The following is a 22636-nucleotide window of genomic DNA, read 5'->3' on the forward strand; positions in this document are numbered from 1 at the left end:
TGTGAACACCGGCACGGAAGCCCCCCGCCGCACACGCATCCAGCAGGAAAAGCGCGAAGTCATCCTGGAGGCCGCGCTCGAGGTGTTCTCCACAAACGGCTTCCGAGGCTCGACCATAGACCAGATCGCCGAAGCCGCCGGCATGTCAAAGCCGAACCTGCTCTATTACTTCCGCCGCAAGGAAGACATTCACGAGACCTTGATGCAGCGTCTGCTCGACACCTGGCTGGCGCCGTTGCGCGAGCTCGACGACATCGGCGATCCCATGACCGAGCTCAGGAGCTACATCCGGCGCAAGCTCGAAATGGCGCGCGATTTCCCGCGCGAGAGCCGGCTGTTCGCCAACGAGATCCTGCAAGGCGCGCCGCGCATCATGCCGCTGCTGGCCGGCGAATTGAAGACGCTGGTGGACGAGAAGGCATCCGTCATCAAGGGCTGGATGCGTGCCGGCAAGATCGCCAAGACCGACCCCTGGCACCTGATCTTCTCGATCTGGGCGACGACGCAGCACTATGCCGATTTCGACGTCCAGGTCCGCGCGGTGCTGGGACCGAACCGCGGCGGCGACGGCCGCTTCGAGGACGCGGCGCGGTTTCTGGAGCAGTTGTTTCTTGAGGGGCTGAAGCCGAAGCCCTGATCGCTGCCGCGACGGCTCAGGCGCTGCGCCGCTCGACCGGTAGCGCGTCCAGCAAGGACTGCAGCTTGGCGATCGAGTTCTGCTCGGCGAGCGGCGTATAGACGATCAGCTTCATGTCCGAGCCGTCATCGATCGACAGGCTCATATGCTCGAACACCATCGGACCGGCCGCGGGGTGGCGCAGGTGCTTCATGCCGGACAGCCGGTGCACGACGTCGCGCTGCGGCCACCATTCCCGGAACTCGGGACTTGAGCGCATCATCAGCGCGATCAGCCGCTCGAAATCCGGATCGCCGACATACTTCGCGCTCTCGGCGCGGAACGCGGCGAGAGTAGCGCGGGCCACCTGCTCCCAGTCGACCAGCAGATGCCGCCGGTGCGGATCGGTGAAAACGCCATGGATGATGTTGCGGGCGTCGCCCTCCAACAGGCCGTAGTCGCCGAAAATGGCAACAGCCGCGTCATTCCAGGCCAGCACGTCCCAGCGCGGGCCGACCACATAGGCGGGCTGCAGAACCAGGCTTTGCAGCATGTGCAGCAAGGGCCCGTCGACCTTCGCCGGCACGATGCGCCGCCGCTCTGGCTGCTGGCGGCCGGCAAGCGTGAACAGATGCCGCTTCTCAGCCGGGTCCAGCCGCAGTGCCTCGCTGAGCGCCGTCAGCACCTCCACCGAAGGGCGCACGTCCCTGCCCTGCTCCAGCCAGGTGTACCAGGTGGTGCCGACGCCGGCGATCATTGCCACTTCTTCGCGGCGCAGGCCCGGCGTTCGCCGCCTGAGGCCTGTCGCGATACCGGTTGCCGAGGGCGTCAGCCTCTCGCGTCGCGAGCGCAGGAAAGCGCCGAGTTCGCGCCGGCGGCTGTCTTCAGCGGAATGAGAGCGAGCATCCATGACGCTTATTATAGCAGTACTGATACCAGGATAAAGTTTGAACTGTTTGAGGCCTGCCGGATGTCCCATCTTCGAGCCGGAGCGACGAAATGGAGGCTCCGGACATGGACCTGCAAGACAAGACAATCCTCATCACCGGCTCGACCGACGGCGTCGGCCGCGTCGTGGCGCAAAGACTGGGCGCCGCCGGCGCGCGCGTGCTGGTGCACGGCCGCGATGCCAAGCGCGGCAAGGCCGTGGTCGCCGAAATCGAGGCCGCCGGCGGCAAGGCCGAGTTCTTCGCCGCCGACCTCGCCTCGCTGGCCGAAATTCGCCGGCTCGCCGAGGCCGTCCGCGCCAGGACGGACCAGCTCGACATCCTCATCAACAATGCCGGCATCGGCACGGCCGGCGCCAAGCGGCAGGTCAGCGCCGACGGCTACGAGTTACGCTTCGCGGTCAACTATCTCGCCGGCTTCCTGCTGACCTCGGACCTTCTGCCGCTGCTGAAGGCGAGTGCGCCGGCGCGTATCGTCAATGTCGCTTCGGCCGGCCAGCAGGCAATCGACTTCGGCGATGTAATGTTGGCCGGCGGCTATAGCGGCGTGCGCGCCTACTGCCAGAGCAAGCTGGCCCAGATTCTGTTCACCATCGATCTGGCGGAAGAGCTGAAAGGCACCGGCGTTACCGTCAACGCGCTGCATCCGGCGAGCTACATGAACACCACCATGGTCCGGCAAGCGGGGGTGACGCCATGGAGTTCGGTCGAAACCGGCGCCGACGCGATCGTCAATCTCGCGACCTCATCCGCGCTTGAAGGACGCAGCGGCCTCTATTTCGACGGCCTGCGCGAATCCCGCGCCGACGCCCAGGCCTACGACGCCAGGGCAAGACAGCAATTGCGGAGCTTGAGCCTCGACCTTGTCGGGCTGGCAGCAGCGAAGGAAGAACATTCATGACCGGCAAGACAGAACACACAGTCATCATCGGCGGCTCATCCGGCATCGGCCTGGCCACCGCGCGCAAGCTGATCGGGCCGGGCATGAAGGTAACGATCACCGGGCGCAACCAGGACAAGCTCAACGGCGCCTGGAAGAACCTTGGCGGCGCCGCGGAAAAGGCCGCGTTCGATGCTTCAAAGCCGGATGAAGTGCGTCAGTTCTTCGAGCGCCTTGGCCCGTTCGACCATCTTGTTCTGGCGGCGAGCGGCGGCAAGGGCCTTGGCCCCTTCGAGACCCTCGACCTTGCAGATATAGGCAGTGGCGTCGAGGAGAAGGTGCGGCCGCAACTGTCCTGCCTGCAGGCAGCCCTGCCGACGCTCAGCAAGACCGGATCGGTCACTTTCATATCGGCGGTATCGGCTCAGGTCGCCATGCCAGGCATCGCCGGCATCGGCGCCATCAACGGCATGTTGCTAACCGTGGCGCCGATCCTGGCGGTCGAACTGAAGCCGCTGCGCGTCAACGTCGTGGCGCCCGGCGTCATCGACACGCCCTGGTGGAATTTCTTGCCCGACGAGCAGCGGCAGGCGGTCTTCGCCGAATATGCCGGCAAGACTCCCGTGGGCAGGATCGGCCGCGCCGAGGATGTCGCCTCGGCGATAGCCTTCCTCGTCTCCAACGGCTTCATGACCGGCCAGGTCCTGACCCGCGATGGCGGGCTGAGGTTTGCGGCATAGGCGGCAGGTCCAATGCACGGCGGCAATCACGATGCGCCGCCGAGCAACAGGCGGCCGAGGAACAACGGGGTCGAAGGCAAATCGACGGGCATCAAACGCCCCTTTGAAAACTGTGGGAGCGCCGCCCCGGCGGCGCTCCCATGGCGCTGGAAAATCAGGCTGCCTTGGCGGCCGGCATCGGATGAATGGCGTGGAACGGGATGCAGAGCCGGTTCCAGGTGTTGATCATGCCGAGCGCAACCGACAGCTTGACGAGTTCCTCGTCCGAGAAATGCTCGAGCGTACGGGCATAGAGCTCGTCCGATACGCCATTGTTGGCGATCAGGGTCACCGCCTCGGTCCAGGCGAAGGCCGCGCGCTCACGTTCGGAGAACAGCGGCGATTCCCTCCAGGCAGAGACGAGATAAAGCCGCTGCTCTGTCTCTCCGTCGCGCCTCGCCTCGCGGCTGTGCATCTCGACACAGTAGGAACAGCCATTGATCTGCGAGGCCCTGAGCTTGATCAGGTGCAGCAGCCTCACCTCCAGCCCGCATTCGTCGACCGCCTTGTTGAGCGCCGACACCGCCTTCATGATCTCGGGCGCCTTGGCGAAGAATTGCATCCTCTGTTTCATCTTGATGTCCTTTCACATCTGCTTTGGATTTCGCGGGGTGGAACTGGATTTCTGGGGCCGTTGATGACGCGCGACGAAGGCGCAGCTCGCTGCGTACGATCTGGGATCCCCTTCCGCGGCGTATTCCGCCACGATGTCGGACAGCTTCGTCTCGGCGAGCGCTGCCCGATAGGCGCGTTCGCCTTTCAGCATCGCGGCGTTGATGCCGCAGGGTTTGACATAGGCCGAGGCGTCGAGCTTGACCGGGCCGTTGCGGCGGATCTCACCGCAGCGAAAGGCCGGTTCACGCCCCTCGATGGCCAGCACGATGTCGAGCAGCGTGATGCTCTCCGCCGGCCGCGCCAGCCGGTAGCCGCCCGCCGGTCCCGAGACCGATTCCAGGATGCGCGCCGCGCACAGCATGTTGAGATGCTTCAGCAGATAGCTCGGCGACAGGCCAAAGGACTCGGCAAGAGCCGCACCCGGCATGGTGCTGTTTCCGTCCACGCTGGCCAGTGTGGCCGCACAGTGGATGGCCGCTTCAACGCCCTCGCCAAGCTTCATGATGCCGATCTCCAATTCATGGATATCTATTATCGTGGATAATTTTTATCTGCAATAAGAAAATGCAGCCCTGCTTTTGAAACGAGAATACGTGGATGGCGAAATCGGAAATGACAGCGTCTTTCTCCCCGTCACTATACGGGGAGAAATGCCCGGCAGGGCAATGAGGGGCAGCGCCAACTTAGCGATCTGATGACTAAGACCATACAAAAGCGCCCTGTGCGAACGCACAGGGCGCTTGAGCCAGATCGTCAGGGACGCATGAAATGCGGGGACTGGTGGGCAGATCATCTCAAAGGTCGCACGGCCCCTCATCCGCCTACCGGCGCCTTCTCCCCGTATAGTGACGGGGAGCAGGGAGCTACTGAGTCCTCGGCGCCCTTCTCGTGACGAACCCCTACTCCGCCGCCACCTTGGCCATCGGATTGTTCGGGTGCGTCGTCCAGTTGGCATAGATTGGCGACACCGGCTTGCCGGTGCGCTCATCCATGGCGCCGGCGGCCAGCGGCTCCATGGTGATGCAATTGTCGACCGGGCAGACATTGACGCACAGATTGCAGCCGACACACTCGGCCTCGATCACCTCGAAATGCCTGACGCCGTTGACCATGTTGGTGATCGCCTGGTGCGAGGTGTCCTCGCAGGCGATGTGGCAGCGGCCGCATTTAATGCAGGCGTCCTGGTCGATATGCGCCTTGGCGACATAGTTGAGGTTGAGATACTGCCAGTCGGTGACGTTGGGCGTGGCGCGACCGATGACGTCGTCGAGCGAGCGGTGGCCCTTCTCGTCCATCCAGTTCTCGAGACCGGCGATCATCTCCTGCACGATCTTGAAGCCATAGGTCATGGCCGCCGTGCACACCTGCACATTGCCGGCGCCAAGCGCCAGGAATTCGGCGGCGTCGCGCCAGGTGGTAATGCCGCCAATGCCGGAGATCGGCAGGCCGCGGGTCTCGGGATCGCGCGCGATTTCGGCCACCATGTTCATGGCGATCGGCTTCACCGCCGGGCCGCAATAGCCGCCATGCGAGCCCTTGCCGTCGATGGTTGGCATCGGCGCGAAGCTGTCGAGATCGACACCGGTGATCGAATTGATGGTGTTGATCAGCGACACCGCGTCGGTGCCACCCGCGTGCGCCGCCCTCGCGGGCTTGCGGATATCGGTGATGTTGGGCGTCAGCTTGGTGATGACGGGCATGCGCGTGTACTGCTTGCACCAGCGCACCACCATTTCGATATATTCCGGCACCTGCCCGACGGCTGCACCCATGCCGCGTTCCGACATGCCGTGCGGGCAGCCGAAATTGAGCTCGATGCCGTCGGCACCGGTCTCTTCGACCAGCGGCAGGATGGATTTCCAGCTCTCCTCTACGCAAGGCACCATGATCGAAGCGATCAGCGCGCGGTCGGGCCAATCCATCTTGACCTGCTTCATCTCGCGCAGGTTGGTCTGCAGGTCGCGGTCGGTGATCAACTCGATGTTGTTGAGGCCGAGCAGGCGCCGGTCCGCACCCCAGATCGCGCCATAGCGCGGGCCGTTGACGTTGACGACCGGCGGGCCTTCCTCGCCCAGCGTCTTCCACACCACGCCGCCCCATCCTGCCTTGAAGGCGCGGATGACGTTGTAGGCCTTGTCGGTCGGCGGCGCAGAGGCCAGCCAGAACGGATTGGGCGATTTGATGCCGACGAAATTGTTGCGGATGTCAGCCATGACAGGTCCCTTTCAACGGAGACGAAGGAGCAGTTCCACGGGTGCAAGAATGCCGCCTTCAAGCGCGGCGGTGATATTGGCGATCTTGGTGCGGGCGCTCTCGCCCATGATGAGGCCGACGCCGGGCGGCGGTTTTTTGCCTTCTGCTTGCGCGGCGGCCATCCGAGCACGCACAGTGGCGAAGAATTCGATGGCAAAGGCGCCGCGTGGCCGCTCGGCGGTTACCGAGAACCCCGCGTCTGCAGCGGCCGCGCGATAGTCACCGGGCGTGGCAACGAAGGACATGGTTTCATCCGATGCCCATGGCAGCGGATAGGTCAGCGCGCCGTCCTTGAGCCGCATCACATCATAAACGGCGAAGACGCCGCCCGGACGGAGCACGCGCGCGGCTTCGCTCATCAGCTTTTTCTTGTCCGGAAGGTTCATGCCGACATGCAGGATCATGGCCGCGTCGAAGCTGGCGTTTTGGAACGGCATGTCCAAGGCGCTGCCCTGCACGAAGTGCGTCCTGTCGGCCATTCCCGTGCGCTTCGACAGGCTGGTCGCGATGTCGACATAGCTTTGCGTGAGATCGATGCCGGTAACATCAGCGCCGGCTTCGTTGGCGGCAAAGCGGGCCGGACCACCCACCCCCGATCCGATATCGAGCAGCCTGGCTCCAGGCTTCAAACCCATCTGCCCGATGAGTTCCCTTGTGGCGGCGATGCCGCCAATGTGGAATTCGTCGACCGCTTCAAGATCGCCCGCACTTAGATGGGCAACGTCCACGCCCGTATCGGCGAGCGCGGCAAGGATGCGCTGCTCGAGACCCGATATGTCGTAGTGACGGGCGACGCCCGGTTCCACCGTGGCCATGATCCTTATCCCTGCGTCAGACTCCTGTGTATGCTCTCCGCCGCATCGCGCCCTTGCGCCACGGCGGAGACGGTCAGGTCGTCGCCACCAAAGATGCAGTCGCCGCCGGCCCAGACTTTCGCCAGCGAGGTACGCCCTTCCGCGTCGACCTTGATACGGCCGGCTTCGAGCTCGATCGAGGCACCGCTGCCGTTGAGGGCGGCCGGAACAAAGCTCTGGCCGATCGCCTTGAACACCTGGTCGGCGACCAGCGTCAGCGTCTCGCCGGTGCCTGCGAGCCTGTCGCCCTTCAATGCCGTGTATTCGAGTTCGATGCCCGACACCTTGCCGGCCTCGGCGATCACCCGCTTCGGCTGCAGCCAGTGGCGGATGGTGACGCCGTTGGCGGCGGCCAGGTCCTGCTCGAACTCGGAGGCGTTCATATGCTCCTGGCCGCGCCGGTAACAGATCGTCACCTCCTCGGCGCCGAGCAACTTCGACTGCACGGCCGCGTCGATCGCCGTCATGCCGCCGCCGATGACGACGACGCGGCGGCCAACCGGCAGGCCGGCGAGATCGGCGGCCTGGCGCAGTTCGGCGATGAACTCCACCGCGTTGATGACGCCGGCGGCATCCTCGCCATCGGCGCGCAGCGCATTGACGCCGCCAAGCCCCATGCCGAGGAACACCGCGTCGTAATTGCGGATCAGGTCGGAGAGCTGGTAGTCGCGGCCGAGCGCCTTGCCGTTCTGGATGTCGATGCCACCGATCGCCGTGACATAGTCGACCTCGGCCTGGGCGAAATCGTCGACGCTCTTGTAGGCGGCGATGCCATACTCGTTGAGGCCGCCGGCCTTCGGACGCGCTTCCAGGATGGTCACGTCATGGCCATGGCGGGCGAGCCGATGCGCGGCGGCAAGACCGGCCGGGCCGGCGCCGACCACGGCAACGGTCTTCCCCGTCGCCGCGGCGCGCGCATAAAACTGTTTGTTTTCGGCCATCGCGACATCGGTGGCGTAGCGCTGCAGGCGGCCGATCTGCACCGGCTTGCCCTCCGCCACCTCGCGCACGCAGACCTCTTCGCACAGCGTTTCGGTCGGGCACACGCGGGCGCACATGCCGCCAAGGATGTTCTGGTCGAAGATGGTCTTGGCCGAGCCGATCGGATTGCCGGTCGAGATCTGGCGGATGAACAGCGGAATGTCGATCGAGGTCGGGCATGCGTTCATGCACGGCGCGTCGTAGCAGAAATAGCAGCGGTCGGATTCGACCAGCGCCTCGTGGTGATCGAGCGGCGGATGCAGGTCGGAAAAATTATCCGCATACTGCTCGGCCGCGAGCCGGCCGCCGGCAATACCTTCCTTGAACTGGCCTTCTGGCATTGTCAGTTCCCCATGTTTTGTTTTGGGGAAGGCTAGCACGTTTTATTTTTTTATCAATTGGTCAATTTTCGGCGCAAGCTACTGAAAAGGTTTGATAAAAACATGATTTTTTCACTCATGTTATGCTGAGGACGGCTGGTCTTGCCGAGCTGGGTGGCGCTCGTCGTCCGGCCGGCCATGGAGTGCCCGGACCTCGTCCGCCACCAGTTCCTGCAGCCGCCACAGATTGCGGTCGTGGATGCCGAACGCCTCGAGATGGCTGACAGTGTTGTAGAGATATTCGGCGCCGGAGCCGATATGGCCGCAGGCCCTGGCCAATATGCTTGCCACCTTGTCCAGTGGCTGGCCCAGCGACGTTCCCCGCCCCTTCACGCCAACCCAGAAACCAAGCGCCCGCAACGGGCCTTGCGCCGTATGCACGGGCAGCCACCGGACTGAGCTGACGCTCTCATGGTCGCTGATCTCGCGCCGCAGCAGCCTTTCGATCTGGGCCGGTTTTTCGCCCTCCTGCAAGCGGTAGATCACGCCGTTGCACCTTCCACCTCGTTCGAGCGCCATCATCAGCCCCGGCTGCTCCGCACTGCCGCGCCAGCGCACCATGTCGAGACAGAAGGAGCGGTGCCAGCCGAAGGCCGTGGCGAGCCTTTGCTCCACCGATTCGAATTCCGGCTTCCAGATCAGCGACCCGTAGGCGAATACCCAGAGCGGCCCTTCGTCCGCTTCAGCGGCAAGCCGCATGGCAAGGGTCCGGAAATCCTCGTCGTTCAGCTCGGTCCAGCTTGGGTCCGGTCCGGGATCAGCCTCCTGCCGATGGCACAGTGCGACAAGCTCAGGCGTGAGCGACATCAGGCGCATGAAACGACAACCCCTCTTTTGCCGCAGAGAAATTGAAAAAAGTCGGGCGCGCAACCCGGGAACGCATGCCATGCGTCGACATTATTCGTCCGGGCGGATGTCGGATTTCCGTCGCCAGGATCGTCCTGCGATGGATCGGACAACGATCGATGCTGAACGGTGAGGAGACCGACCATGCCCAAATCCCCGATGCCTTTCTTCTGGTACGAGCTGATGACATCAGACCTCGATGCCGCCGAGGCCTTCTATACCAAGGTTGTCGGCTGGACGGCGCAGCCCTTCGACACGGCGCCTGGCATGCCGCGCTATATCGTCATGAATGTCGGCGAGCGCGGCGTCGGCGGCCTGATGACCATGCCCGAGGATGTCAAAAAGATGGGCGCGCCGCCTGCCTGGCTTGGTTACATCAAGACCAAGGACGTGGATGCCGCGACGAAATCATTGAAAGCCGCCGGCGGCGGCGTTCATTGTGAACCCAGCGACATTCCGGGCGTCGGCCGCTTTGCCGTTGTCGCCGATCCGCAAGGCGCGGCCTTCATGTTCCTGCAGCCGAACGGCCCCGACCAACCCGTCGTGCCGGCCAGCACGCCTGGTCATATCGGCTGGCACGAACTCTACACCAGCGATTGGAAGGCCGCGTTCGATTTCTATTCCAGCCAGTTCGGTTGGACCAACGCCGGCGATTTCGACATGGGCCCGATGGGCATCTACCAGACTTTCACGGCCGGCCCCGAATCTGGCGGCGGCATCATGAACAAGCCTGCCCAGATCCCCGTCCCGGTCTGGCAGTTCTACTTCAACGTCACCGGCATCGACGCGGCCGCAAAACGCGTCACCGACAATGGCGGCAAGATCCTGATGGGGCCGATGGAGGTGCCCGGCGGCAGCTGGATCGTGCAATGCCAGGACCCGCAAGGCGCGCATTTCGCCTTGATGGCGCCGGTGCGCTGAAAGCTATGACACCGCTGGCATGAAGCGACGGCCTTTCTTCGCACCACCGATGAAGGGCCGCATGCCTCAACCGGCCGATTTATTCCGGCGTCAGCACCGCGACCTTCAGCTCAGCCTTTTTCGCGCCACTGAACTGGATGGTGGCCGGGCCGGCCGCCAGCTTGAAGCGCACGCTTTTGCGGATACCAGGGCAGGTTTTTACCCCGCTGTAGCCGGCCGATTTAACGGCCTTGCCGTCCTGGATGACATCGATCCACGCCTCGCCCGACAGGCTTATCTGAATGGCGCCTTCGGGCGGCACGGCCACGCTGGCGACAGCGCCAAACGTGCCCTCTCCCGGAGCATGTTCAGGGGGCACGGCGAAAGCGGCCTTGTCGACCGGCACCAGCGCCAGGTCAGCGGCCGCGCCGACCGCCAGCGTCCCTCCGGACGGCGTTGCCGGCGCCGCGGCAAACAACGCCTGTTCCCGCGTCACCGGCCATTTGAAGGCCTCGCAGCCGGCGTCCTCCGCCACGGCGAAACCGGTGCCCGCGACGAGTGCGAATAGGCTGATGATGACTTTTTTCATGGCAAGGAAATCCACCTGTTCAGAGCGCTTATGCTAATACAACCTTTGCGATACAAATGCAACCCAGGCGAGAAGAATATGGGAAGGGCATACCGGGGAACATTTCCAATCACCGATTGTTGATGACATGCCAACGGAAGTGAATGGTCCGTCGCTGGGCGATAATCTATCGCCGGGCCGGGAGGGTGAAAATGGAGTTCGGATGAAACTTTTTGAAGGCCTTGCCAGATACCAGCCGCAGGCACTCGGCGTGCTGCGTATCATGACCGCGCTGCAGTTCATCGAGCATGGCAGCCAGAAACTGTTCAACTTCCCGCTAAGCGCCCAACCTCATGCCCTGAACAGCCTGTCGCTCACCGCGGGTATCCTCGAATTCGCCGGCGGCATCCTGCTGGCACTGGGCCTGTTCACGCGGCCCGTCGCGTTTCTTCTGGCCGGCGAGATGGCGATCGCCTATTTCATGGCGCACTATCCGCGCGACTTCTTCCCCGTCAACAACAGCGGCGATGCGGCGATCTCGTTCTGCTTCATCTTTCTCTATCTGGTCTTCGCCGGCGCCGGCGCCTTCGCGCTCGACAATCGCCGCAACGCGTGATGCCCATGCCGCGGGGGTGAGCCTCACCCCCGCATCCGTTCGAAATTCGCATCGAACAGCGGCGCCGCCTGGATGCGCGCCGCGTGACGCTTGCCCAGCAATTCGATCTCGAATCCGTCGCTCTCGTCGGCGATCTCTTTCGGCACATAGCCGACGGCGACCGACTTTTTCGAATGATGCGCGAAGCCGCCGGACGTCACCCAGCCACGCACCGCCCCGCCGAACCAGATCGGCTCGTCGCCGATGACATCGGCATCGTCCGCATCGACGATGAAGGCGCGCAGCCGCAGTTTCCCGCCTTGCTTGCGCTCGGCCAGCGCCGCCGCCTTCCCTATGAAATCGGCGTCCTTGCCATAGGCGACGAAACGGTCGAGCCCGGCTTCCAGCGGCCCATAGATCGGCCGGTATTCGCGTCCCCATGAGCCGTAGTTCTTCTCCAGCCGCAGCGCGTTGAGCGCGCGCGAACCGAACAGGCCGATGCTGAACTCCTCGCCCGCCGCCACCAGCGCATGATAAGCCGCGCGCTGGTATTCGGGCGCCACCCAGATCTCGTAGCCGAGATCGCCGGTATAGCTGACGCGGCCGACAAGGCACGGCGACATGCCGATATCCATCCTCGCCGCCGCCATGAACGGAAACGCCGCGTTGGAGACATCGGCGCGACTGACCTTGGCCAGCACGTCCCTCGCCTTCGGGCCGGCAATGGCAAGACCGGTGAGCTTCGCGCCCAGCGCCTCGATATGAACCGAGCCATCTCCAGGCAGGTGCGCCTCGAACCAGCGCATATGATACTGCTCGGCAATGCCGGAGCCAGCGAGGAACCAGCTATTGGCGCCCAGATTGGCCAGCGTGAAATCGCCGATCAGCCTGCCGTCCTCCTTCAGCATCGGGGCCAGCGTCATGCGGCCGGGTTTCGGCAGTTTGCAGGCGAGCATCCGGTCGAGCCAGGCAGCCGCCCCCTCGCCCGTCACCTTGTATTTGGCGAAACTCGAAATCTCCGCCAGACCGACGCCGCCGCGCACGGTTGCGACTTCCCTCGCAACATGGGTGAAATCGCTTGAACGCCGCCACGAGAACTCATCCTTGATGCCCTCCGGCGCGTACCAAAGCGGCACTTCCAGCCCATAGGCGACACCCCACTGCGCACCCCTGGCCGACAAGAGGTCATAGACGGGGGTCGTCTTCAGCGGCCGTCCGGCCGGCAGTTCCTCATTGGGGAAGCGGATCGAAAACCGCCTGGAATAGTTCTCGCGCACCTTGGCATTGGTGTAGGCCATTCCAGCCCAGTCGCCATAGCGTGCCACATCCATGGCCCATATGTCGGCGCCGGGATCACCCTCGATCATCCAGTTGGACAGTGCCAGGCCGACGCCGCCGCCCTGGCTGAAGCCGGCCATGACGCCGCAGGCGACCCAGAAGCCCGGCAGGCCGCGCACCGGCCCGACAAGCGGGTTGCCGTCGGGCGCGAAGGTGAAGGGCCCGTTGATGATCTGCTTGATGCCGGTGTGCTGGAAAGCCGGGAAGTGGCGGAATCCGACCTCGAGAGACGGCGCGATGCGGTCGATGTCGGGATCGAGCAGTTCATGGCCGAAATTCCATGGCGTCTGGTATTCGGACCATGGCTTGTTGGCCTTCTCGTAGGTGCCCATCAGCATGCCGCCGCGCTCCTGGCGCAGGTAAAGCTCGCCGTCGAAATCGACCGCATGGATGATCTCGGTGCCGGTCTTGGCGTTCCAGGCGGCGACCTCCGGCATGTCCTCGGTGATCAGGTACATGTGCTCCATGGCCAGCACCGGCAGTTCGAGCCCGACCATGCGGCCGACTTCGCGCGCCCACAGGCCGCCGGCGTTGACGACATGCTCGGCCACCACCTCGCCCTTGTTGGTGATGACGCGCCACATCCCGTCGGGCCGCCGCACGATGTCCTCGACCTTGGTGAAGCGCTCGACCTCCGCGCCGAGCTTGCGCGCGGCCTTGGCATAGGCATGCGTGACGCCCGAGGGATCGAGATGGCCGTCCTCCTTGTTTCTGACGGCGCCGACGAATTGCTTGGGATCGATCAGCGGCATCAGTTCGGCCGCCTCGGCAGGCGAAATCACTTCCAGGTCGATGCCGAGATAGCGTCCCTTGGCGACGACGCCGCGCAGCCAGTCCAGCCGCGCCTCGGTCGCCGCCAGAAGCACGCCGCCGGTCAGATGCACGCCGGTGGCCTGGCCCGACAGCTCCTCGATCTCCTTGTAGAGGCTGATCGTGTATTTCTGCAGCTTGGCGACATTGGGATCGCCATTGATCGTATGCATGCCGCCGGCCGCGTGCCAGGTCGAACCCGAGGTCAGTTCGTCGCGTTCCAGCAGCACCACGTCGGTCCAGCCATGGCGGGCGAGATGGAACAGCACGGAGCACCCGACGACACCGCCGCCAATGACCACGACCTTTGCATGCGACTTCATGGATTTTTCTCTGATATCAATGGATTGGAGGGGAAAGTGGAATCAGGACGGAAGGCATCACGGCTCGCCCTGCCCGATCGCTTCCTTACGCTTGGCCACATAGGCCTCCAGCGCCTCACGAACGGCGATATCCATCGCCGGCTTGACATAGTCCTCGAGCGCCTTCTTCCACAGCCGCGTCGCGCGCGCCGTTGCGTCGAGCCCACCTGCCTCCTGCCAGGCCTCGAAATTCTGCCAGTTGGACAGCATCGGCTGGTAGAAGGCGGTGGCGTAGCGCTCCAGCGTGTGCGGCTCGCCGAAGAAATGGCCGCCGGTCGGCACCGCGCCCAGCGCCTCGACGGCAAGCTCGGCCTCGTTGACTTCGATCGGCCGCAGGAACTCCATCATGTGCTGGATCATCTCGACATCGATGATGAACTTCTCGAACGACGCCGTCAGCCCGCCCTCCTGCCAGCCGGCGGCGTGATAGACGAGGTTGCCATGGCCGAGCACGGCGCCCCACAGCGCCATCAGCGTCTCATAGGCGCCTTGCGCATCGGCGGCGTTGGAGGCCGAGCCCGGCGTTGTCCGGTACGGCAGGCCGTAGCGCCGGGCCAATTGCCCCGAGGCGATGTTTGCCTTGGTGTTTTCAGGCGTGCCGAAGGCCGGCGCCCCGGACTTCATGTCGACATTGGATGTGAAGGCGCCATACATGACCGGCGCACCGGGTCGCACCAACTGCGTCAGCACGACGCCGAACAGCGCCTCGGCGTTCTGCTGCGCCAAGGCGCCCGCCAGTGTCACCGGGCTCATCGCCCCCATCAGGGTGAACGGCGTCACCGCCACCGACTGGCCGAACTCGGCCATCGTCATCAGCCCCTCGGCCATCATCTCGTCGAAGCGGCGCGGCGAGTTGACCGAGATGATGGTGGCGATGCCGGGATCTTCCCGCAACTGGTCCAGCGTCAGCCCGCGCGCGATCGCCATCATCTCGATACCGTCCAGCGCCCTGCCCCGGCCGATCGCCGAGACATGGAAACTCTTGTCGCTCAGCGTCAGATTGGTGAAGTAGGTGTCGAGATGGCGCGAATTGGCCGGCAGCTCGACCGGCGCGCAGACCTGGTTGCCGAGCATGTGGACGCAGTTGAAATGCTGCGCCAGCCGGGTCAGGTCGGCATAGTCGCGCAAGTTTCCTGCGCGGCGGCCTCGCTCCATGTCGTGCACATTGGGCGGCCCGGCAACGAGGGTGAAATTGATGGTGTTGCCGCCCAGATGGATTGTGTTGGCCGGGTTGCGTGGTGTCAGCGTATAGGTGGGCCGTGTGGTCTTCAGCGCCTCGTCGACCATGCCGCGATCGATGCGGACATTGGCTGTCGCATGGTCGACCCTGGCGCCGGCTTTCTCGAACAGCGACAGCGCCCGGGGGCTCATCAGCTCGATGCCGAAATTCTCCAATACATGCATCGACGCCTGGTGGATCGCCTCGATCTGGTCGGACGAAAGCAGCGCCATTGGCGGATAGGGGTTCCTCACGCGCCTTTGCGGTAGTTGCGGGATGGGCGCTGGGCCCCGGTTGCTGGTGCGCTCGGCGCCGCGCTTGCGTCTTGGTTCATTCATGCCTGGCATCAAAGCTTCGGCAAACCAGGCAAGCTGTCGGAAATACGCCGCTTACAGGCGCGATTTTAGTCAAGGCGGCATCTTCGCAGTGTCATTTTATAAAAAGCGACAGAGGGCGTCGGAATGCCGATATGGCATTTTCCCGAGCGCTGATGGCCGCGGAGCATTAACGGAGCCGGCAAGATTCCCTTTATGATTTCGGCCTATTGCTCATCCAATGCGTAGGTCGAGTTTTAGTAAAATTGTAGCGGTTGGCGTGTTGCTGGCATTGTCGGCCTGCGCGACCGCGCCCAGCCATATCAACAATGTCTGTGCCGTCTTCGACCAGAATGACGGCTGGTTCGACAATTGGCAGTCGGCGGCCGAACGGACAGAGCGGAAATACGGCATCCCCGTCCCCGTGCTGATGGCGACGGTGCGCAAGGAATCGGGCTTCAAGAGCAATGCCCGGCCGCCGCGCACCAAGCTGCTCGGCTTCATTCCCTGGAAGCACGTCTCGTCGGCCACCGGCTTCTCGCAGGCGCTGGACGGCACATGGTCGCAATATCAGCGAGAGACCGGCAACTGGGCGGCGCGGCGCACCAAATTCGCCGACGCCGTCGACTTCGTCGGCTGGTATCATTCCAAGACATCAGACACCTACGGCGTCGCCCGCAACGACACCTACAATCTCTACCTCGCCTACTATCTCGGCTGGACCGCCTATGGCCGCGGCAACCGCGGCGACGCCGGGGTGCAGGGTTACGCCCGGGCCACCGACAAGATGGCCCGAGACTATGAAGCTCAGCTACGGCAATGCGGCTCCTGATACCTGCCTAGGTTAGTGCCGCCTCGTCGTGTCTTTCGGCTTCGAAACACCGGTTTCGGAGACCTCGTCGCGGACTTCGTGGCGACGGGCCCGCATGCCGGCCTCGCCCTGCTCCACGGCGTCCCCGATCTGGTCGGCTTCCGCGCTGCCCGTTTTGCCACGCGGCCGGTTGGGCGCTGTCCCGGCCAAACCGGGCCCGGTGCCGTGCGCATCGTCCGGCACGCCCTCATGCGCGGCGTGTTCCTTGTCGAACTTGATCACCGGCTCCATCTTCGCCAGCACGTCATCGGCCAGCCAGCACAAGCTCATATGGCCGTCACCGAGATGCTTGACCGGGGGCACCTTGGTCTCGCACAGATTGTCGGGCACGAGCTTCTTGTAGCCGCAGCGTGTCTGGAATGGGCAGCCAGACGGCGGATTCATCGCCGACGGGATGTCGCCCTCCAGCACGATGTGCTTCTTGACCACGCTGGTGTCGGCGATCGGGATCGCCGACAGCAGCGCCTCGGTATATGGATGATAGGGCGGCGCGAAGATCTGGTCGGTCGTGCCTTGCTCGACGATATAGCCGAGATACATAACGACGACGCGGTCCGCGATATAGCGCACGACGGACAGATCGTGGCTGATGAACAGCATCGTCGTCTTGTTCTTGCGCTGGATATCCATCAACAGTTCGGTCACCGCCGCCTGCACCGACACGTCGAGTGCGGAGACCGGCTCGTCGGCCACCACCACCTTGGCGTCGCCGGCAAAGGCGCGCGCCACGCCGATGCGCTGCTTCTGGCCACCGGAAAGCTGGCGCGGCTTGCGCGTCTCGAAGGCGCGCGGCAGCTTCACCAGGTCGAGCAGTTCCAGCATGCGCTTGCGCCGGTCGGCGACCGTCTTGCCGACGTTGAACTTCTCCAGCGTGCGGATGATCTGCGAGCCGACCGAATGGCTGGGATTAAGCGTGTCGAACGGGTTCTGGAACACCATCTGGATCGAGGACACGGTATCGACGCTGCGCTTCTCGATGCCGGTCGACTGGATCTCCTTGTTGCCCAGCGTCACCGTGCCTGCACTTGCCGTCTCCAGGCCGAGCAGAACCTTGGCCAGCGTCGACTTTCCGCAGCCGGATTCGCCGACGATGGCGACCGTCTCGGATTCGCGCGCCATGAAGGAGATGGTCTCGTTGGCCTTGACGACACGGCCTTCGCTCGACCCGAACACCTCGCTGCCGCCGACCTTGTAGTACTTCCTCAGATCCTCGATCTTGAGCACCGGCGCGCCGGGCACGACACGCTCATTGACCTTCTTTGCGCCGGGAGGCAACGCTTCCCAGTCGATCTCGTTGAAGCGCACGCAACGCGAGAAATGGCCGTCATGGCCGGCGACCTCGACCATGGGGATTTCGGCGGCGTTGCAGACGCCCTCGACGAAATGGTGGCAGCGCGGGCCGAAATTGCAGCCCTTGGGCCGCTCGTGCGGCAGCGGCAACTGGCCCGGAATGGCGATCAGCGGCCGTGAATTCTTGTCGGCGCCCGGCAGCGGGATCGAGCGGAACAGCCCCTGCGTGTAGGGATGGCGCATGCGGTCGAAGACGTCCTTGATCTTGCCGGTCTCGACCGCCTCGCCCGAATACATGACCGTGATCCTGTCGCAAGTCTCGAGGATGAGGCCCAGATTGTGCGAGACGAAGATCATCGAGGTACCGAACTTTTCGCCCAGCCCCTTGACCAGTTCGACGATACCCGCCTCCACCGTCACGTCGAGCGCCGTCGTCGGCTCGTCGAGCAGAAGCAGCGCCGGCTTCGACAGCAGCGCCATGGCAATGACGATACGCTGCTGCTGGCCGCCCGACAGCTGGTGCGGATAGGAGCGCATCATGCGCTCGGGGTCCGGCAGCTTGACCGAGCGCACCATTTCGACCGCGCGTCTATAGGCCTCTTCCTTCGACACCTTGTCGTGGATCAGCGGCACTTCCATAAGCTGCTGGCCGATCTTCATCGCCGGATTGAGGCTGGCCATCGGCTCCTGGTAGATCATGGCGATCTTGTTGCCGCGGATGGCGCGCAGCTCCTCCTCGGAGAGCTCGCCCATATCCTTGCCCTGGAACTTGATCTTGCCGCCGACGATCTTCCCGATGTTGGAGAGGTCGCGCATGATACCGAGCGACACGGTCGACTTGCCGCAACCGGATTCGCCGACGATGCCCATCGCTTCGCCGGGCATGACCGTGCAGGAAAAATCCATGACGGCCGGTATCTCGCCCTTGCGGGTGAAGAAGGAGATCGACAGGTTCTCGATTTCGATGATCGGCGCAGTGCTCGGCCCAGGGGTCGGCCCAGGGGTCGGCTTGTCGGGATTTCGAACTGCCTCGTTCATGGGTCGCTCCAATCCAAATTATACCAGAGGCGGGCCAAGGCCCGTCAATCAGTCTTTCATCGATTGCTCGCGCAGCGAGTCGGCCAGCAGGTTGAGCCCCAGCACGAACGACATCAACGCGATCGTCGGTGGCAGCGCCGGATGGATGAAGGAGCGCAGCAGCCGGCTGGCATCCTTGATCGCCGTGCCCCAGTCAGGGCTTTCCGGCGCCAGGCCGAGGCCGAAATAGCCGAGCGTCCCGAGCAGGATCGTGGTGTAGCCAATGCGCAGGCAGGCATCGACGATCAGCGGGCCGCGCGCATTGGGCAGGATCTCCCACAGCATGATGTACCAGGGTGATTCACCACGCGTCTGCGCCGCCGCCACATAGTCGCGCGTCTTGATGTCCATCACCAGGCCGCGCACGATGCGGAACACGCCGGGGCTGGAGGCGAACACCACCGCCACGAAGATGTTGAGCTGGTTGGGGTCGATATGCACGATGTGCAGCGGGTCCCTGTCGAAGACAAGGCCGAGATAGATCCAGCCGCCAACGATCAGCGTCAGGCCGAGCAGGATGTAGATCCGGTCCGGCCGGTTCTTGAAGCGCGTCCAGAACAGGACGCAGAAGAAGATGATCGGAAACAGGAAGAAGACGCCGGCCAGCGCATAGGGGATCGGCGTGTCCATGATCCCGGGCGTCACCAGCAGGTAGAACAGCAGGATCACGGGGAAGGCCAGAACGAGGTTGGCCAGGAACGACAGGATGGAATCGATCTTGCCGCCGTAATAGCCGGCCGGCAGGCCGAGCGTGATGCCGACCATCAGCGCGAAACCGGTTGCCGCCGGTGCGATGATCAGCACGATCTGGCTGCCATAGACCATTCGCGAAAACACGTCGCGCGCCAGCTTGTCGCCGCCGAAGAGATAGACGAGCCCCGATTGCGGCTCGATGGCGCCCGGCAGCGTGTCCTTCATGATCGGGATCTGGCCCAGCGGATCGAACGGCGAGATGGTCGAGGCAAAGATCGCCGTGAACAGCCAGAACAGGCAGATGAACACCCCCGCTATGCCGACGCCGCTGTCGAAAAGCTGGCCATAGAGCGCCAGCTTCTTCTTGTAGAGAAAGCTCGCCCCCATGACGATGGCGAGCGCGACCCAGACCGGCCAGAAGCGCCACAGCACTTCGAGGATGATGGTGGAGGCGCCGATATATTGAGCTTGCATGCGCCTTCTCCCTACTGAACCCGGATGCGCGGATTGAGGAACGCGTAGCCGACATCGGAAATGAGCTGCGTGATCAGGACGATGAACACCGAGACCAGCGAACAGCCGAGCAAGAGATCGATGTCGTTGTTGCCGGCGGCCTCGACCAGCGTGTAGCCGAAGCCCTGGTAGCGGAACATGACCTCGACGATGACGACGCCGGTGAGCAGCCAGGGAAACTGCAGCATGATGACGGTGAAGGGCGCTATCAGCGCGTTGCGCAGCGCGTGCTTGACCACCACGCCGCGAAAGGAAAGGCCCTTCAACCGCGCGGTGCGGATATATTGCTGCGTCATCACCTCGACCATCGAGGCGCGCGTCATGCGCGCGATGTAGCCGATGCCGTAGATCGCCAGCGTGATCACCGGCAGCGTGAAATTGTAGAAGGTGATGCCCTGGCTCGCCGAGGCGGCCGAGCCGTTCAGCCAGCCGAGCCAGGAGGCGAAGACGACGGTGAAGATGACGCCCGACACATATTCAGGCGTCGCCGTCGAGGCGATCGAGGCAACAGAAAGCACCCGGTCGGTTCGTGAACCCTCGCGCATGCCGGCGAGAATGCCGATCAGCAGCGAAACCGGCACCATCACCACCAGCACCCAGAACATCAGGATGCCGGTGGCGCCGAGCGCCGGGAACAGCTTGGCCGCGACCGTGGTCTTGAACTTTGTCGAGCAGCCGAAATCGCCCTCGATCACGCCGGAGAATGTCGGCACGGTCGGGTCGTTGCAGAAGGTGAAGCGCTGGGTCGTCTTGCCGGTCGCCGGATCGGTGATCGGCTGCTTGGGCAGCACGCCGAGCCACTGGCCATAGCGCGAGAAAAAGTTCTGACGGTAGCCATGGTTGACCAGCCAGCTTTCGAGCTGATCGGCCGATGTGTGCATTTCGGTCTGGCTGATCGCCAGCTTCTTCAGGTTGGGTTCGAGATTGACGAGGAAGAAGACGACCAGCGTCAGGCACAGCATCGTGAGCAGGATCGTGCCGATGCGTCTGATGATGAATGAGAACATGCGTGCCCCCCTGCCGGCCGGGTTGGGGTCAGATATGGTCAACCCTGTGACGAAAACCTTGCGACGTCACGCCGCCGCTGCATCTCATGCAACGGCGGCGATCCTGCGAATGCGAAGGGCGATGCCCTTCGCATTCATCAAGCTGTGGGTCACGCCTGATCGAGCCAGACCTTGCCGAAGTCATGCTCGTAGGTGGGGTGCATCGAGTGGTTCTTCACCTCGGGCTTGATGTTGATGTAGAGCTTGCGCCAGTAAGGCTGGATGATGATGCCGGAATCCTGCAGCATCTGCTCGATGTCCTTCATCACCACCTTGCGCTTCTCCGCATCGGCGATCCCGAGCGCCTCGTTGACCTTCTTGTCGAAGTCCGGATTGGCGTAGGCCGTCTCGTTCCAGGCCTCGCCCGTGCGGTAGGCGATGGCGATGACCTGGATGCCCAGCGGACGCATGTTCCAGTTGGTCTCAGAGAACGGATACTTCGTCCAGTCGTTCCAGAAGGTCGAGCTCGGCAGCACGGTGCGCTTCACCTTGATGCCGGCCTCGCGCAGCTGGGCCGCGATCGCGTCCGTGGTGTTCTTGTGGTAGTCCTCGTCATTGCTGATCAGCTCGTGCTCGAAATCGATCACGCCGGCTTCCGTCAGCATCTGCTTGGCCTTGGCGATGTCGCGCTTGATCTTCGGCAGTTCGACATATTCCGGATGGATCGGCGCGACATGGTGGTTTTCGGCCGGCGTTCCGGCGTTGCCGTAACCAAGCTGCAGCACCACCGAATTGTCGACGGCCAAGCACATCGCCTGACGCACCTTCTGGTCGCCATAAGGCTTGGCGTTGACGTTGAAACGCGACACCACGGTGGCCGCGGTCACAACTTCCGAGGCCGGCGCGCCGACGCCTTCGATGATCTTGACGTAGTCGGCGGTCGTCTCGTGGTTGGTGTGCACTTCGCCCGATTCGAAGGCCGAAACCGTCGCAGCCGGATCGGTGCCGTAGTCGATAAACTCGACGCCGTCGAGGAAGGCCTCGCCCTGCCACCACTTGCCGGTCGTGCGGCGCTTGTAGACGACCTTCTGGCCGACATCGTAGGACACGAGTTCGAACGGACCGGTGCCGATCGGGCAGTTCTTGAAGTTCGCGCCCTTCTCGTCGAAGGTCTTGTGGACGATGAGGCCGGGATAGTCGCACAGGTTCGGGATGATGGCGATATCCGGCTTGGTCAGCTTGAGCTTGACCGTCATGTCGTCAACCTTGACGACCGAGCCTTCGCGCAGCTTCTTGGTCGTATCATCGACGAGGCTGCCGAGGCGCCCCGGCATCGAGTTGCCTTCGGCGGACTTGTCGGCCCAGCGAGTGAAATTGTGGATCACGTCGTCGGCCGTGAACTTGTCGCCATTGTTCCATTCGACGCCTGGCCGCACATGCAGCGTGTATTCGGTGGCGTCGTCGTTGATGTCCCAGCTCGCCAGCAGATACGGCGCGAAGGTGTACTCCTTGGTGTATTTCACCAGCGGTTCGAGCGCCTGGCGCTCGGCATTGGAAATCTCCGACCAGTCCGCCGTGCGCGGATCCTTGGGATCCTTGACCGACATGGCGACCTTGATCACGCCGCCCTTCTTACCCTGCACGTCCTCGGCCCTGGCCGGCGTCGGGGCGGCGAGGCCGAGCAGACCGTAAGCCATGGCCGTCGACGCACCGAAGACGCTGGCAAGCGCCAGGAATTCGCGGCGGTCCACTGTTCCCGCCTTGGCTTCTTCGGCCATGGCCAGGATGTGATCCGGAACGCTGTCGCCGTTACTTTTATAGATTGTCATGACTAACTCCCATTGTTGGCTTTCCGCCGATTAACATTCCGCATCCAGGCCATGATGTCAAAGATGGCTTGGAATGGGAACATGTTAGGGAATGTGCAACTTTGAAAAGGGAGCGGTACG

At 63.4% G+C, this 22636-nt stretch carries 20 protein-coding genes; 6 read left to right on the forward strand and 14 right to left on the reverse strand.

Going from position 1 to position 22636, the window contains the following annotated elements; all coding sequences use genetic code 11:
• Position 1 precedes the first annotated feature (1 nt).
• The gene (locus tag AC07SZ_RS08265) at positions 2-637 is read left to right on the forward strand and encodes a TetR family transcriptional regulator C-terminal domain-containing protein (RefSeq protein ID WP_172373199.1); all 636 of its coding nucleotides are present in this window, start codon (positions 2-4) and stop codon (positions 635-637) included.
• 16 nt (positions 638-653) lie between these two features.
• Here AC07SZ_RS08265 and AC07SZ_RS08270 read toward each other — a convergent pair whose 3' ends face one another.
• On the reverse strand, positions 654-1526 hold the full coding sequence (locus tag AC07SZ_RS08270; RefSeq protein ID WP_494913929.1) for a helix-turn-helix transcriptional regulator: 873 nt from the start codon (positions 1524-1526) through the stop codon (positions 654-656).
• A 104-nt stretch (positions 1527-1630) separates the two neighbouring features.
• Here AC07SZ_RS08270 and AC07SZ_RS08275 point away from each other — a divergent pair, with 104 nt between their 5' ends.
• Positions 1631-2464, forward strand: coding sequence for an SDR family oxidoreductase (locus AC07SZ_RS08275; RefSeq protein ID WP_494913930.1), 834 nt, complete (start codon positions 1631-1633; stop codon positions 2462-2464).
• Positions 2461-3183 carry an SDR family oxidoreductase gene (locus AC07SZ_RS08280; RefSeq protein WP_494913931.1) on the forward strand — a complete coding sequence of 241 codons (723 nt, stop codon included), beginning with the start codon at positions 2461-2463 and terminating at the stop codon, positions 3181-3183. The genes AC07SZ_RS08275 and AC07SZ_RS08280 overlap by 4 nt, the downstream gene beginning before the upstream one ends.
• Before the next feature lie 154 nt (positions 3184-3337).
• Here the strand turns inward: AC07SZ_RS08280 and AC07SZ_RS08285 are convergent, their stop codons facing one another.
• From AC07SZ_RS08285 to AC07SZ_RS08310, 6 genes are all read right to left on the reverse strand, one after another.
• Positions 3338-3796 carry a carboxymuconolactone decarboxylase family protein gene (locus AC07SZ_RS08285; RefSeq protein ID WP_056571921.1) on the reverse strand — a complete coding sequence of 153 codons (459 nt, stop codon included), beginning with the start codon at positions 3794-3796 and terminating at the stop codon, positions 3338-3340.
• 12 nt (positions 3797-3808) lie between these two features.
• Entirely contained in the window at positions 3809-4339 is a 531-nt protein-coding gene (locus tag AC07SZ_RS08290) for an RrF2 family transcriptional regulator (RefSeq protein ID WP_494913932.1), read from the reverse strand.
• A 397-nt stretch (positions 4340-4736) separates the two neighbouring features.
• Positions 4737-6050 (reverse strand): NAD-dependent dihydropyrimidine dehydrogenase subunit PreA, encoded by a 1314-nt coding sequence (gene preA, locus AC07SZ_RS08295; protein WP_172349760.1) that lies wholly within the window; start codon positions 6048-6050, stop codon positions 4737-4739.
• A 12-nt stretch (positions 6051-6062) separates the two neighbouring features.
• Positions 6063-6905, reverse strand: coding sequence for a class I SAM-dependent methyltransferase (locus AC07SZ_RS08300; RefSeq protein ID WP_494913933.1), 843 nt, complete (start codon positions 6903-6905; stop codon positions 6063-6065).
• Between the two features lie 5 nt (positions 6906-6910).
• Positions 6911-8266 carry an NAD(P)-dependent oxidoreductase gene (locus AC07SZ_RS08305; RefSeq protein ID WP_056571913.1) on the reverse strand — a complete coding sequence of 452 codons (1356 nt, stop codon included), beginning with the start codon at positions 8264-8266 and terminating at the stop codon, positions 6911-6913.
• Positions 8267-8386: 120 nt separating this feature from the next.
• Positions 8387-9121: a gamma-glutamylcyclotransferase gene (locus AC07SZ_RS08310; RefSeq protein WP_056571909.1), complete on the reverse strand. Its 735-nt coding sequence runs from the start codon at positions 9119-9121 to the stop codon at positions 8387-8389.
• A 174-nt stretch (positions 9122-9295) separates the two neighbouring features.
• On the opposite strand from AC07SZ_RS08310, the gene AC07SZ_RS08315 reads away from it, so the two are divergent.
• Entirely contained in the window at positions 9296-10072 is a 777-nt protein-coding gene (locus AC07SZ_RS08315; RefSeq protein ID WP_494913934.1) for a VOC family protein, read from the forward strand.
• A gap of 79 nt (positions 10073-10151) precedes the next feature.
• Here AC07SZ_RS08315 and AC07SZ_RS08320 read toward each other — a convergent pair whose 3' ends face one another.
• Positions 10152-10640, reverse strand: coding sequence for a hypothetical protein (locus tag AC07SZ_RS08320; protein WP_056571904.1), 489 nt, complete (start codon positions 10638-10640; stop codon positions 10152-10154).
• A gap of 202 nt (positions 10641-10842) precedes the next feature.
• Here AC07SZ_RS08320 and AC07SZ_RS08325 point away from each other — a divergent pair, with 202 nt between their 5' ends.
• A complete protein-coding gene (locus AC07SZ_RS08325) occupies positions 10843-11235 on the forward strand; it encodes a DoxX family protein (RefSeq protein WP_494913935.1) in 393 nt (130 codons plus the stop codon).
• A 23-nt stretch (positions 11236-11258) separates the two neighbouring features.
• On the opposite strand, the gene AC07SZ_RS08330 is transcribed toward AC07SZ_RS08325, so the two are convergent.
• Together AC07SZ_RS08330 and AC07SZ_RS08335 are read right to left on the reverse strand one after the other, a co-directional pair.
• Positions 11259-13685 (reverse strand): GcvT family protein, encoded by a 2427-nt coding sequence (locus tag AC07SZ_RS08330; protein ID WP_494913936.1) that lies wholly within the window; start codon positions 13683-13685, stop codon positions 11259-11261.
• Positions 13686-13742: 57 nt separating this feature from the next.
• Entirely contained in the window at positions 13743-15281 is a 1539-nt protein-coding gene (locus AC07SZ_RS08335) for a trimethylamine methyltransferase family protein (protein ID WP_494913937.1), read from the reverse strand.
• A gap of 217 nt (positions 15282-15498) precedes the next feature.
• On the opposite strand from AC07SZ_RS08335, the gene AC07SZ_RS08340 reads away from it, so the two are divergent.
• On the forward strand, positions 15499-16089 hold the full coding sequence (locus AC07SZ_RS08340; protein WP_056571892.1) for a transglycosylase SLT domain-containing protein: 591 nt from the start codon (positions 15499-15501) through the stop codon (positions 16087-16089).
• Between the two features lie 12 nt (positions 16090-16101).
• Here AC07SZ_RS08340 and AC07SZ_RS08345 read toward each other — a convergent pair whose 3' ends face one another.
• The 4 genes from AC07SZ_RS08345 to AC07SZ_RS08360 all read right to left on the reverse strand — a co-directional run bounded on the left by AC07SZ_RS08345 (position 16102) and on the right by AC07SZ_RS08360 (position 22516).
• Complete coding sequence (locus AC07SZ_RS08345; RefSeq protein WP_494913938.1) at positions 16102-18456, reverse strand: dipeptide ABC transporter ATP-binding protein; 2355 nt, start codon at positions 18454-18456, stop codon at positions 16102-16104.
• A 48-nt stretch (positions 18457-18504) separates the two neighbouring features.
• Positions 18505-19662, reverse strand: a complete 1158-nt coding sequence (locus AC07SZ_RS08350; protein WP_056571887.1) for an ABC transporter permease — start codon at positions 19660-19662, stop codon at positions 18505-18507.
• An 11-nt stretch (positions 19663-19673) separates the two neighbouring features.
• Entirely contained in the window at positions 19674-20708 is a 1035-nt protein-coding gene (locus tag AC07SZ_RS08355; protein ID WP_056571884.1) for an ABC transporter permease, read from the reverse strand.
• 149 nt (positions 20709-20857) lie between these two features.
• On the reverse strand, positions 20858-22516 hold the full coding sequence (locus AC07SZ_RS08360) for an ABC transporter substrate-binding protein (protein ID WP_172373193.1): 1659 nt from the start codon (positions 22514-22516) through the stop codon (positions 20858-20860).
• Between the last annotated feature and the right edge of the window lie 120 nt (positions 22517-22636).

Source organism: Mesorhizobium sp. GW821-FHT07A06 (assembly GCF_059419085.1).

What these genes read in the sequence shown, in the direction of transcription:
- AC07SZ_RS08270 (WP_494913929.1), bottom strand. Translation starts at nt 1,526, where the DNA reads ATGGATGCTCGCTCTCATTCCGCTGAAGACAGCCGCCGGCGCGAACTC.
- AC07SZ_RS08275 (WP_494913930.1), top strand. Translation starts at nt 1,631, where the DNA reads ATGGACCTGCAAGACAAGACAATCCTCATCACCGGCTCGACCGACGGC.
- AC07SZ_RS08280 (WP_494913931.1), top strand. Translation starts at nt 2,461, where the DNA reads ATGACCGGCAAGACAGAACACACAGTCATCATCGGCGGCTCATCCGGC.
- AC07SZ_RS08285 (WP_056571921.1), bottom strand. Translation starts at nt 3,796, where the DNA reads ATGAAACAGAGGATGCAATTCTTCGCCAAGGCGCCCGAGATCATGAAG.
- AC07SZ_RS08290 (WP_494913932.1), bottom strand. Translation starts at nt 4,339, where the DNA reads ATGAAGCTTGGCGAGGGCGTTGAAGCGGCCATCCACTGTGCGGCCACA.
- preA (WP_172349760.1), bottom strand. Translation starts at nt 6,050, where the DNA reads ATGGCTGACATCCGCAACAATTTCGTCGGCATCAAATCGCCCAATCCG.
- AC07SZ_RS08300 (WP_494913933.1), bottom strand. Translation starts at nt 6,905, where the DNA reads ATGGCCACGGTGGAACCGGGCGTCGCCCGTCACTACGACATATCGGGT.
- AC07SZ_RS08305 (WP_056571913.1), bottom strand. Translation starts at nt 8,266, where the DNA reads ATGCCAGAAGGCCAGTTCAAGGAAGGTATTGCCGGCGGCCGGCTCGCG.
- AC07SZ_RS08310 (WP_056571909.1), bottom strand. Translation starts at nt 9,121, where the DNA reads ATGCGCCTGATGTCGCTCACGCCTGAGCTTGTCGCACTGTGCCATCGG.
- AC07SZ_RS08315 (WP_494913934.1), top strand. Translation starts at nt 9,296, where the DNA reads ATGCCCAAATCCCCGATGCCTTTCTTCTGGTACGAGCTGATGACATCA.
- AC07SZ_RS08320 (WP_056571904.1), bottom strand. Translation starts at nt 10,640, where the DNA reads ATGAAAAAAGTCATCATCAGCCTATTCGCACTCGTCGCGGGCACCGGT.
- AC07SZ_RS08325 (WP_494913935.1), top strand. Translation starts at nt 10,843, where the DNA reads ATGAAACTTTTTGAAGGCCTTGCCAGATACCAGCCGCAGGCACTCGGC.
- AC07SZ_RS08330 (WP_494913936.1), bottom strand. Translation starts at nt 13,685, where the DNA reads ATGAAGTCGCATGCAAAGGTCGTGGTCATTGGCGGCGGTGTCGTCGGG.
- AC07SZ_RS08335 (WP_494913937.1), bottom strand. Translation starts at nt 15,281, where the DNA reads ATGAATGAACCAAGACGCAAGCGCGGCGCCGAGCGCACCAGCAACCGG.
- AC07SZ_RS08340 (WP_056571892.1), top strand. Translation starts at nt 15,499, where the DNA reads ATGCGTAGGTCGAGTTTTAGTAAAATTGTAGCGGTTGGCGTGTTGCTG.
- AC07SZ_RS08345 (WP_494913938.1), bottom strand. Translation starts at nt 18,456, where the DNA reads ATGAACGAGGCAGTTCGAAATCCCGACAAGCCGACCCCTGGGCCGACC.
- AC07SZ_RS08350 (WP_056571887.1), bottom strand. Translation starts at nt 19,662, where the DNA reads ATGCAAGCTCAATATATCGGCGCCTCCACCATCATCCTCGAAGTGCTG.
- AC07SZ_RS08355 (WP_056571884.1), bottom strand. Translation starts at nt 20,708, where the DNA reads ATGTTCTCATTCATCATCAGACGCATCGGCACGATCCTGCTCACGATG.
- AC07SZ_RS08360 (WP_172373193.1), bottom strand. Translation starts at nt 22,516, where the DNA reads ATGACAATCTATAAAAGTAACGGCGACAGCGTTCCGGATCACATCCTG.